Genomic DNA, 10,288 nt, shown 5'->3' on the forward strand with positions numbered 1-10,288 from the left:
TCACAGCAGTCCTACGGCGGTGTCCACGGCGGCGGCCACATCGCCGTCCGCCGGGTACAGCAGCGAGCGGCCGACTACGAGGCCGCGCACGGTGGGCAGTTGCAGGGCCCCGCGCCACTTCTCGTACGCGCCGTCCTGGTCGTCGCCGACCTCGCCGCCCAGCAGCACGGCGGGCAGCGTCGAGGCCGCCATGACCTCGCCCATGTCGTCGGGGTTGTCGCAGACCGGGACCTTGAGCCAGGTGTAGGCCGAACTGCCGCCCAGGCCCGAGGCGATGGCGATCGACTTGGTCACGGCCTCGGCGGACAGGTCGTTCCTGACCTTGCCCTCGGTGGTGCGGGAGCTGATGAACGGCTCGACGAAGAGCGGGAGTCGGCGCGCGGCCATGTCGTCGATGGCACGGGCGGTGGACTCCATCGTGGTGAGGGAGCCCGGGTCGTCGTAGTCGATGCGCAGCAGCAGCTTGCCGGCGTCGAAGCCGAGCCGCTCGATGTCCTCGGCGCGGTGGCCGGTGAAGCGGTCGTCGAGTTCGAAGCTCGCGCCCTGGAGGCCGCCGCGGTTCATGGAGCCCATGACGACCTTGCCGTCGAGGGCGCCGAGCAGCAGCAGGTCGTCCAGTATGTCGGCGGTCGCGAGGACACCGTCCACACCGGGGCGCGACAGGGCAAGGACGAGCCGTTCCAGCAGGTCGGCGCGGTTGGCCATGGCCATGCGGTGGCCGCCGACGCCGAGCGCGCCCCGGGCGGGGTGGTCGGCGGCGACGATCATCAGGCGGCCGCTGTCGTTCAGCAGCGGCCTGCGGGTACGGCGGGCCGCCGCCTCGGCGATCGCCTCGGGGCGTTCGGCGCGCAGCCGCACGAGTTCGGTGATGTCGAGGCTCACTTGACCGCTCCCGCCGCGACCGCGCTCTCGATCTCGTCGGTGGTCGGCATCGCCGAGCTGCACTCCAGACGGGAGGCGACGATGGCCCCGGCCGCGTTGGCGTGGCGCATGATCTTCTCCAGGTCCCAGCCTTCGAGGAGGCCGTGGCAGAGGGAGCCGCCGAAGGCGTCACCGGCGCCGAGACCGTTGAGGACGTCGACGGGCAGGGGCGGGACCTCGGCCTCGTTCCCCTTGCTGTCGACCGCGAGGACACCCTTGGGGCCCTGCTTGACGACCGCGAGCTCGACACCGGCGTCCAGCAGCGCCTGCGCCGCCTCGCGGGGCTTGCGGACCCCGGTGGCGACCTCGACCTCGTCGAGGTTGCCGACGGCGACGGTGGTGTGGCGCAGGGCCTCTTCGTAGAAGGGACGGGCCGTGGCCGGGTCGCTCCAGAACATCGGGCGCCAGTCCAGGTCGAAGACCGTGGTGCCCGCCTTGGCGCGGTGGGCGAGGGCCGCGAGCGTCGCCGTACGGCTCGGCTCCTCGCTCAGGCCGGTGCCGGTGACCCAGAAGATGCTCGCCTCGCGGATCGCGTCGAGGTCCAGCTCGTGGGCGTCGATCTCCAGGTCGGGGGCCTTGGGCTGCCGGTAGAAGTAGAGCGGGAAGTCGTCCGGCGGGAAGACCTCGCAGAAAGTGACGGGGGTCGGCAGGCCCGGGACCGGGGTGACCCAGCGGTCGTCCACGCCGAAGTCCCGCAGGGCCTCGTGCAGATAGGTGCCGAAGGGGTCGTCGCCGGTGCGGGTGATCACCGCGGTCCGCCGTCCCAGGCGGGCGGCGGCGACCGCGACATTGGTCGCCGAGCCCCCCAGGAACTTGCCGAAGGACGTCACCTGCGGCAGCGGGACACCGGTCTGGAGCGGATACAGGTCCACACCGATCCGCCCCATGGTGATCAGGTCGTACGCCATCGGCTTCCCTTCGTGCCTTCGGTCCGCGCGGCCTCGGTTGCGCGTCTTCGGTCCGCGCGGATTCGGTTGCGCGTCTTGAGGTCTTCGTGTCGGCTCTCCCGGCGTTTGTAGCCCCGTACGGCGAGCCCTGTCAATGTTTTGTCCAGACATTCGGACGAGACCTTGACAGCGCTTGCTGTGCGATCGGAAGCTGACCGGCATGACAGCGCCCGCACCGCAGCTCTCACTGTCCCGCATCCGGATCGGGTCGGCTCCCGACTCGTGGGGTGTGTGGTTCCCCGACGACCCCCAGCAGGTCCCCTGGCAACGCTTCCTCGACGAGGTCGCCGACTCCGGCTACGAGTGGATCGAGCTGGGGCCGTACGGGTACCTGCCGACCGATCCCGCGGTCCTCACCGAGGAGGTCACCCGGCGTGGCCTGAAGGTGTCCGCGGGCACGGTGTTCACCGGCCTGCACCACGGCGAGGCCGTGTGGGAGAAGACCTGGGCGCATGTCGCGGACAACGCGGTGCTGGCCCAGGCGATGGGGGCGAAGCACCTCGTCGTGATCCCGTCGTTCTGGCGGGACGACAAGACGGGTGAGGTGCTGGAGCCGTCGTCGCTGACGGCCGAGCAGTGGAAGAACCTGAGCTCGCTGACCGAGCGGCTGGGGCAGCGGGTGAAGGAGGAGTACGGCCTTCAGATCGTCGTCCATCCGCATGCCGACACCCACATCGACAGCGAGGAGAACGTGGTCCGGTTCCTGGACGCGACGGACTCCTCTCTCGTGTCGCTGTGCCTGGACACCGGGCACTACGCGTACTGCGGCGGCGACAGCGTCAAGCTGATCGAGACGTACGGGTCGCGGATCGGGTATCTGCACCTCAAGCAGGTGGATCCGGAGATCCTGGCGGACGTGCGGGCCAAGGGGACGCCGTTCGGGCCGGCCGTGGCGCAGGGGGTGATGTGCGAGCCGCCGTCCGGGGTGCCGGCGCTCGGGCCTGTGCTGGAGGCTGCCGCCGGGCTGGACGTGGATCTGTTCGCCATCGTCGAGCAGGACATGTATCCGTGTGCGCCGGATGCGCCGTTGCCGATTGCTCAGCGGACTCGGGCGTTTTTGCGGTCCTGCGGGGCGTAGTTTTTTGGCCGCGGGTCGGTGGGGGTTGCGCGCGCAGTTCCCCGCGCCCCTGGGGTGTTGGTGTTGCCCTTTCGCTGTAAGGCTGGGGCGATGGTGTTGGTCCGTACCGGGCGTGGGCCCGGGGGTTCCTGGGAGTTCGCCCTCGGGGCGCCTCATCCTCGGCTGCGGCCGGGCGTGCTCAGCTATCGCGGAGTTCGACTGGCCTTGGATCGGCCTCGGCGGCGGCTGGAGACTCCTGTCGGGGCCGCGACCCTGTTGCTGGGGTTCGGGCAGCCGGTGCGTATCACGCGTGCCGGGCGGCCTCCGGACACCCTTGTCTCCGTCTACTGCGGGCCTACGACCACTCCCGCCGTCGGTGAGCACGGCGGGCGGTTGGCCGGTGTCGAGGTGATGCTGGCTCCCTGGGCCGCCTTCACGCTGTTCGGGACGCCTCAGTACGAGCTCGCCGATCGGACCGTCGATCCCGATGTGCTGCCCCATGCCCTGGACCGGCGGGTCGGTGACCTCGCCGGTGCGCTCGCCGCGTTGCCCTCGTGGGAAGCGCGGTTCCGGCTGCTGGACGAGGTGTTCGCCCGGTGGTGGGAGGCCGGTACGCCCTGTTCGGCCCGGGTGGTGCGGGCGTGGGCGGAACTCGTGCGGACGGGTGGGGCCATGCCGGTGCGGCGGCTCGCCGAGGAGGTGGGGTGGAGCGTGCGGCACCTCGAGAACCGGTTCCGGGAGCAGATCGGGCTGGGCCCCAAGGCGGCGGCCCGGGTGCTGCGGTTGCAGCGGGCCCGGCGGCTGCTCGCCGCGGGGCACGGACAGGCCGAGACCGCGGCGGTCTGCGGGTTCTACGACCAGGCGCATCTGAGCGGCGAGTTCAAGGCGATGACGGGCTGTACGCCACGGGAGTTCACCATGGCCCGGCGGCTGCCGTTCACCACCGCCGCGCCGCGCGAGGACCGGATGGCCGGTGAGGCGACGAGCCTGGTCCTCGCCTCGGGGGCACCGGACAGGAGTGCGGTTTTCTCCAAGACCCGCGGGACCGGCTGACTGCACGCTGTGCGCGTCCGTCCGGTTGATCCGGTGGACGGCCGGGGGGGAGCCGGCGGGCCGGGTCCGGCGCAGCGGGTCCGGCCCGTCCCGGCGAAGTCCGTTGTCAGTGGCTGCGGTTAGCGTTCCGGGCATGGCCGACACGTACACCACTCTGTGGACCAACGACCTCTGCAAGGCGCTCGGCGCCGGGGGCTTCGAGGGGGAGCCGCTGACCGTGCTCTTCGGGGGACCGCACACCTCGATGCCGAGTTTCAAGCGGGCCGGGGTCCGGCCCGGCGACCGGATCCTGCCGATACGGGTCCTGCGCAAGCAGCTGTGGGTGCTCGGTGCGCTGGAGGTGGAGCGGATGGTGGAGTACGACCAGGTGCGCGAGGAGTTGAGCAGGGAGGAGCAGGCCCGGCTGAACCGCTGGGGACTGCTGGAGACCAGCTGCGCCGGTGAAGTGCTCCTCGGTGCGCCCGGTGTTCCGCTCGGCTTCGACCGGCCGGTGCCGCCGGACCTCCTCGCCCGCCTCACCTACCGTTCCAGACGCGGCGAGCGGCAGATCAAGCACGTCGTGGACGGCGAGCTGCGCAGCGCGGTCAGCCTCCAGGGCGTGTACCGGCTCGCGCCCGACTCCGCGCGGGAGTTGGCGGAGCTGGTCGGCCACGCTCCCGTGCCGTAAGTCAACGCGCCACGCCCTCGCGCCCGCGCACGCCTTTGCGGCACCTCTGTCACAAACGCCCCTTCCGTGTCACACATGTCGCGTGTACGCGGGCTTCCCGTCACACCCGGCACACAGACCCTGACCCACGGTCACCGGGTGTCGTTCACGGGGCACAGGCTTCTGTGATCGCCGGCGCAGCGCCCGGTACCCCCGACGGCCGTTCCCGGCCGCCACCGTGGTGCGCGCGAGGAGGTGCCCCATATGACCGACCGAAGGCTCTGGTCGTACAAGGAGATCGCGGCGCACATCCGTGTGCAGCCGGACACCGTGCGCTCGTACCGCAAGCACGGGCTGCTGCCGCCCCCCGACCACGTCGAGGGCGGCAAGCCCTTCTGGTACGCGGACACCGTGCGGGCCTGGGTCGCGTCCCGGCCGGGCAACCGGGGCCGGAGGGAGGACTGACGGCCGTCCCACCCGGGGCCGGCGGCCGAAAAATTCCGAGCCGGAGGGAACCCTGTCTGGCACAGTCGGCCCATGAGCGACTTCTCCGTCGAACCCGTGCTCACCGGTGAGCTGACCGTGCTGCGGCCGTTCACCGAGGCGGACGCCGAGGGCATGGCGGAGATCATCGAGGATCCCGAGGTCGTGCTCTTCACCGGAGCCCCCTCGGGTGACCTCACCCTGGAACGGCTCCGGTCCTGGTACGGCTCCCGGTCCGAGCAGTCCGACCGCCTCGACCTCGCCGTCACCGACCGGGCCACCGGTGAACTCGTCGGCGAGGTCGTGCTGTACGAGTGGGACGCCCACGCCCGCAGCTGTACCTTCCGCACCCTCATCGGCCCCCGGGGGCGCGGGCGGGGGCTCGGCACCGAGGCCACCCGGCTGATCGTCGGGTACGGCTTCGAGCACCTGGGCCTGCATCGGATCGAGTTGGAGGCCTACGGCCACAACGCCCGAGCCCTGCGGGTCTACGAGAAGGTCGGCTTCGTGGTCGAAGGGGTGCGGCGGGAGGCCGATCTGCGGGACGGCGCGTGGGTGGACTGGGTGGTCATGGGTCTCCTCGACCGCGACTGGGCCGCCCTCAGCTCCACGGCTCGATGACCGTCACCCCTGCTCCGGGTGCCGTGCCCATCGCCGCGAGGGCGTCCGGGGTCGCGTCCAGCGAGATGGTGGACGTGACCAGCAGGTCGGGTCGCAGCACGCCCGCCCTGACCAGTTCCAGCATCGGCGGGTAGGTGTGGGCGGCCATGCCGTGGCTGCCGAGGAGTTCCAGTTCCAGGGCGATCGCGCGGGCCATGGGGACCGGGGTCGTGCCGTCCGGCGAGGGCAGCAGACCGACCTGGACGTGCCGGCCGCGTCGCCGCAGGGAGTTGACCGACGCGGCACAGGTGGCCGGGGAGCCCAGGGCGTCGAGCGAGAGATGCGCGCCCCCGCCGGTCAGCTCCCGGATCGCCGCCGCGGTGTCCTTCGCGCCGCTCGCGTCCACGCACTCCGCCGCGCCGAACTTCCTTGCCAGCGCGAGGGCCCCGGGGGACACGTCCACGGCGACCACCCTGGCTCCCGACGCCGCCGCGATCATCACCGCGGACAGGCCCACTCCACCGCAGCCGTGCACCGCCACCCACTCCCCCGCGGCGAGCCTGCCCTGCTGCACCACGGCTCGGAACGCCGTGGCGAAACGGCAGCCGAGGGACGCGGCCGTGGTGAAGGACATGTCCCCCGGGACGGCCACCAGGTTCACGTCCGCGTGGTCCAGCGCCACGTACTGGGCGAACGAGCCCCAGTGGGTGAAGCCGGGCTGGGTCTGGCGCTCGCAGACCTGGTGGTCGCCGGCCTTGCAGGACGGGCAGGTGCCGCAGGCGCAGACGAAGGGGACGGTGACGCGGTCGCCGGGGTGCCAGGCGCTCACGCGGGGGCCGACTGCTTCCACTGTGCCGGCGAGTTCATGGCCCGGTACGTGCGGGAGGGTGATGTCGGGGTCGTGGCCCTGCCAGCCGTGCCAGTCGCTTCGGCAGAGGCCGGTGGCTTCCACGCGGACGACGACTCCGTGGGGGGCCGGGTGAGGGTCGGTGACGTCACGTACCTCCAGAGGTTCGCCGTAGTGTTCGAACAGAACCGCTCGCATCTGCCGTCCCCTCGCCGTTTTCGTCTGCGGGGCCATCGTGGCTGGTCGCGCAGTTCCCCGCGCCCCTGGGGGGTTCCACATCCCCCTCGCTCAATCCGAACCGGTCGTGCAGCTTGCGCAGAGCCTTTGGGGCCCACCATGTTGCCCTCCCCGTCAGTTTCATCACCGCTGGGACCAGGAGGCTGCGGACGATCATCGCGTCCATCAGGACTGCCAGGGCTATGCCCAGGCCCAGCATCTTGGTGTTGGTGACCCTGGAGGTGCCTATCGCGACCATGACCACCGCCAGGATGACCGCCGCCGCCGTGATCAGGCCTCCCGTGCGTTGGAGGCCGTGGCGGATGGCCTCCTCGTGGTTGCCGGTCCGGTCGTGCTCCTCCTTGATGCGGGAGAGGAGGAAGACGCCGTAGTCCATGGAGAGGCCGAAGGCGACGCAGAACATCAGGACGGGGAGGGTGGTCTCTATCGAGCCGGGGCTGGTGAAGCCCAGGAGGCCGGAGAGGTGGCCGTCCTGGAAGACCCAGACCACCGCGCCGAACATCGCCGTCAGGCTGAGGGCGTTGAGGAGGACCGCCTGGATCGGGATCAGGACGCTGCCGGTCAGCAGGAAGACCAGGAGCAGGGTGACGATCGCGATGAAGGCCGCCGCCCAGGGCAGCCGGTCGCCTATCGCGTGCTTGGTGTCGACCAGGACGGCCGCGGTGCCGGTGACCTTGGTGTCGAACGGGGCCTCGGTGGCACGCAGCTCACGGACCAGGTGCTGTGCGCCGGCGTCCACGGCCTCGCCCCTGGGCTGGACCGTGAAGTAGGCCGAGTCGCCCTTGACGAGGGGGCCGTCGACCCGGAGGACTTCGGGGAGGGTCGCGACGCGGTTCTTGTAGGCGGCGTACTGCGCGGGGGTGGCCTTTCCTTCCGCGAGCACTTCGAGGCCGCCGCCCGGGCTGCCCGGGAAGCCGTCGCGCAGGTGCTGCTGGACGACGTGGGACTCGGCGGAGGCGGGCAGCTGGCGGTCGTCGGCGGTGCCGAACTTCACGCCCAGGAAAGGGAGTCCGAGCAGGACCAGGACGGCGGTGGTGGCGAGGGCGAAGAAGGGGGCGCGGCGCATCACCAGGGTCGTCCCTCGGGCCCAGGCGGTGCCCGGGGGCTTCGAGGACGACCGCCCCCGTCGCAGCAGCCGGCGCAGGTCCAGGGAGTTGACCCGGTGGCCCAGCAGGATCAGGGCGGCCGGGAGGAGGATCAGGGCGGCGGCCGCGGCGAGGAGGACCACCGCCATGCCGGCGTAGGCGAACGAGCGCAGGAAGTACTGCGGGAAGACCAGCATCGCCGCCAGGGAGACCGCGACGGTGAGGGCGGAGAACAGGACGGTGCGGCCCGCGGTGCGCAGGGTGGTGCCGACCGCCGTCAACGGGTCGGCGCCCGTGGCCAGTTCCTCGCGGAAGCGGCGCACGATGAACAGCGCGTAGTCGATGGCCAGGCCGAGTCCGAGGGCCGTGGTGAGGTTCATCGCGAAGACGGAGACGTCGGTGAACTCGGTCAGGCCGCGCAGCACGGCGTTGGTCCCGAGGATCGCGACGATGCCGATGCCGAGCGGCAGCAGGGCGGCGATCGCGCTGCCGAAGACCATCACCAGCAGCAGGAGCGTGATCGGCAGGGCGATCATCTCGGCCCGGGTGAGGTCCTCCTGGATGATCGTCTGCATTTCGTGCCGCACCGCGACGATGCCGCCGATCTCGACCTTCACCGGCCCGTGGGTCCCCCGCAGGGAGGGGGCGATGCGGTCGAGGGTCTTGCCCATCTGCTTCTCGTCGCCGGTGATGCGGGCGGCGATCAGTGCCTCATGGCCGTCCTCGGCGCGCAGGGCGGGGGACTTCGCGGACCAGTAGGAGCCGACGCCGGTGATGCCCCGCTCGGCGGCCAGGCGGGCGGTGAGGCGGTCCGCCTCGGCGGCCACCGCCGGGTCGTCCACCGAGGCCCGGCCCGCGTCGACGAGCAGCAGGAGGTTGGGCTGGGAGTCCGGGAACTGGCGCTCCAGCGCCTTGGTGGCATACGTGGACTCCGCCGCCGGATCCTCCCAGCCGCCGGCGCCCAGCCGGTCGGCGACGCCGCTGCCGGCCAGCACGGCGAGGACGGTGAGCACGAGGGCCGCGAGCAGGGACAACCTGGGGCGGGCGGTGACGAGGCGGGTCCAGCGGCCGACACGTGGTGGGCTGTTGACTTCGGTCATGGTGCGGTGTCCCCTTCACCGTGGAAACCGTAAAATGGAAAACACGAGAGATCGCTCGCGTTTCCAGAATGCGAGCGACCGCTCGTGTTTGTCAACCGTGTGCGGAGAGCTGGGGATAACGCGTGCCCGAGAACCCCGAGAACGAGGCGAAGGAACAGCCGCGCCGCCGCCAGGCCCGCGGCGAACGCCGGATCGCCCAGCTCCTGGAGGCGGCGGCCACCGTCTTCACGACCACGGGCTACACCGCGGCCAGCACCAACGCCATCGCCCGCGAGGCCGGCGTCTCCCCCGGCACGCTCTACCAGTTCTTCCCGAACAAGGAAGCGATCGCGATCGAGCTGGGCGGGCGGCTCGTGCACGAGATGCAGACGACGTACGGCGAGGCGCTCGCCCCGGTCGACCCGGCGACCCCGCTGGAGGAGGTGGTCGGCGCGGCCGTGGACCGGTTCATGGCCTTCAACTGCGACCACCCGGTGTTCTTCGCACTGATGCACGGCCCCGACATCCCCGGCCGGATGGCCGAGGACCACGACGCGCTGCACGCGGGCCTCATCAGCCGGCTGGAGACGCTGATGACCTCCCTCCTGCCCGAGGCCTCCCGGACCGACGTCACGCGCACCGCCCACATGGTCCTCGGGCTGTACAAGGCGGGCCTGGAGCTGGTCCTCGCCCATGAGGGCGCCGAGCGCGAGGCGTACATCCGCGAGGTGAAGAACGCGCTGGTGCGTTATCTGGACCCGCTGGTCGGTGACCGGCTCGGGCGATCGGCCGGCGCCCCGACTCCGTAGTCCGGCCCAGCACCAGGAGGTGACTCCTCTTGGAGAAATACCCCCTAGGGGTATAGGGTGTGCACCATAGACCGTGCACACCTCTCATGAGCCATCAGGAGAACGACATGACCACTCAGACCGACACCGCCGGCTCCGTCACCGCCGTCTACAAGGTGAGCGGGATGAGCTGTGGACACTGCGAAGGGGCCGTTTCCGGGGAGATCTCCGAGATCGACGGGGTCAGCTCGGTGAAGGCGGTCGCCTCCAGCGGGGAGGTGACGGTGGTGTCGGCTGCGCCGCTCGACGAGGAAGCCGTGCGGGCCGCCGTGGACGAGGCCGGGTTCGAGCTCGTCGGACGGGCCTGAGAGCTTCGCGACAGGGGGTGCCACGATGGTCCAAGGGCGTCTGCGGCGCCATCGTGGCTTGTCGCGCAGTTCCCCGCGCCCCTTAGAGGTCGTTTTCTCCCGTTGTTTCATCCCGGAATCTTCTATTTGGTCTGCGGTGTCGGGTCGCGCCAGGAGATGGTGTTCTCGCGGGTGAGG

11 protein-coding genes are annotated in these 10,288 nt (G+C 71.0%); 7 read left to right on the forward strand and 4 right to left on the reverse strand.

From position 1 onward, the window contains the following. The gene (locus tag ACFULQ_RS39040) at positions 1-882 is read right to left on the reverse strand and encodes a deoxyribose-phosphate aldolase (RefSeq protein ID WP_383553634.1); all 882 of its coding nucleotides are present in this window, start codon (positions 880-882) and stop codon (positions 1-3) included. Beyond that, complete coding sequence (gene iolC / locus ACFULQ_RS39045; protein WP_383553637.1) at positions 879-1,829, reverse strand: 5-dehydro-2-deoxygluconokinase; 951 nt, start codon at positions 1,827-1,829, stop codon at positions 879-881. The genes ACFULQ_RS39040 and iolC overlap by 4 nt, the downstream gene beginning before the upstream one ends. 199 nt (positions 1,830-2,028) lie before the next feature. On the opposite strand from iolC, the gene ACFULQ_RS39050 reads away from it, so the two are divergent. The 5 genes from ACFULQ_RS39050 to ACFULQ_RS39070 all read left to right on the forward strand — a co-directional run bounded on the left by ACFULQ_RS39050 (position 2,029) and on the right by ACFULQ_RS39070 (position 5,728). After that, positions 2,029-2,946: a sugar phosphate isomerase/epimerase family protein gene (locus ACFULQ_RS39050; RefSeq protein ID WP_383553639.1), complete on the forward strand. Its 918-nt coding sequence runs from the start codon at positions 2,029-2,031 to the stop codon at positions 2,944-2,946. Positions 2,947-3,150: 204 nt separating this feature from the next. Further along, positions 3,151-3,978, forward strand: a complete 828-nt coding sequence (locus ACFULQ_RS39055; RefSeq protein ID WP_383553641.1) for a helix-turn-helix domain-containing protein — start codon at positions 3,151-3,153, stop codon at positions 3,976-3,978. A 133-nt stretch (positions 3,979-4,111) separates the two neighbouring features. Beyond that, positions 4,112-4,645: a hypothetical protein gene (locus ACFULQ_RS39060; protein ID WP_383553643.1), complete on the forward strand. Its 534-nt coding sequence runs from the start codon at positions 4,112-4,114 to the stop codon at positions 4,643-4,645. Positions 4,646-4,888: 243 nt separating this feature from the next. Continuing rightward, positions 4,889-5,089: an AlpA family transcriptional regulator gene (locus tag ACFULQ_RS39065; RefSeq protein ID WP_020116516.1), complete on the forward strand. Its 201-nt coding sequence runs from the start codon at positions 4,889-4,891 to the stop codon at positions 5,087-5,089. A 72-nt stretch (positions 5,090-5,161) separates the two neighbouring features. Next, positions 5,162-5,728, forward strand: a complete 567-nt coding sequence (locus tag ACFULQ_RS39070; protein WP_383553645.1) for a GNAT family N-acetyltransferase — start codon at positions 5,162-5,164, stop codon at positions 5,726-5,728. Here the strand turns inward: ACFULQ_RS39070 and ACFULQ_RS39075 are convergent. Both ACFULQ_RS39075 and ACFULQ_RS39080 read right to left on the reverse strand, forming a co-directional pair. Continuing rightward, positions 5,709-6,752 (reverse strand): zinc-dependent alcohol dehydrogenase family protein, encoded by a 1,044-nt coding sequence (locus ACFULQ_RS39075; RefSeq protein ID WP_383553647.1) that lies wholly within the window; start codon positions 6,750-6,752, stop codon positions 5,709-5,711. The two genes, ACFULQ_RS39070 and ACFULQ_RS39075, sit on opposite strands and share 20 nt — an antisense overlap. After that, a complete protein-coding gene (locus tag ACFULQ_RS39080; protein WP_383553649.1) occupies positions 6,703-8,976 on the reverse strand; it encodes an MMPL family transporter in 2,274 nt (757 codons plus the stop codon). The genes ACFULQ_RS39075 and ACFULQ_RS39080 overlap by 50 nt, the downstream gene beginning before the upstream one ends. Before the next feature lie 122 nt (positions 8,977-9,098). Here ACFULQ_RS39080 and ACFULQ_RS39085 point away from each other — a divergent pair, with 122 nt between their 5' ends. Then, positions 9,099-9,764: a TetR/AcrR family transcriptional regulator gene (locus ACFULQ_RS39085; RefSeq protein ID WP_383553651.1), complete on the forward strand. Its 666-nt coding sequence runs from the start codon at positions 9,099-9,101 to the stop codon at positions 9,762-9,764. A gap of 107 nt (positions 9,765-9,871) precedes the next feature. Then, positions 9,872-10,111: a heavy-metal-associated domain-containing protein gene (locus ACFULQ_RS39090; RefSeq protein WP_062027341.1), complete on the forward strand. Its 240-nt coding sequence runs from the start codon at positions 9,872-9,874 to the stop codon at positions 10,109-10,111. Positions 10,112-10,288: the final 177 nt, after the last annotated feature.

This window comes from Streptomyces sp. NPDC057253, from assembly GCF_042669125.1.
Taxonomy (GTDB): Bacteria; Actinomycetota; Actinomycetes; order Streptomycetales; family Streptomycetaceae; genus Streptomyces.

Bases quoted from the DNA above. Each gene is read 5' to 3' on its own strand.
- iolC (WP_383553637.1), bottom strand. From the start codon at position 1,829: ATGGCGTACGACCTGATCACCATGGGGCGGATCGGTGTGGACCTGTAT.
- ACFULQ_RS39050 (WP_383553639.1), top strand. From the start codon at position 2,029: ATGACAGCGCCCGCACCGCAGCTCTCACTGTCCCGCATCCGGATCGGG.
- ACFULQ_RS39060 (WP_383553643.1), top strand. From the start codon at position 4,112: ATGGCCGACACGTACACCACTCTGTGGACCAACGACCTCTGCAAGGCG.
- ACFULQ_RS39065 (WP_020116516.1), top strand. From the start codon at position 4,889: ATGACCGACCGAAGGCTCTGGTCGTACAAGGAGATCGCGGCGCACATC.
- ACFULQ_RS39070 (WP_383553645.1), top strand. From the start codon at position 5,162: ATGAGCGACTTCTCCGTCGAACCCGTGCTCACCGGTGAGCTGACCGTG.
- ACFULQ_RS39075 (WP_383553647.1), bottom strand. From the start codon at position 6,752: ATGCGAGCGGTTCTGTTCGAACACTACGGCGAACCTCTGGAGGTACGT.
- ACFULQ_RS39080 (WP_383553649.1), bottom strand. From the start codon at position 8,976: ATGACCGAAGTCAACAGCCCACCACGTGTCGGCCGCTGGACCCGCCTC.
- ACFULQ_RS39090 (WP_062027341.1), top strand. From the start codon at position 9,872: ATGACCACTCAGACCGACACCGCCGGCTCCGTCACCGCCGTCTACAAG.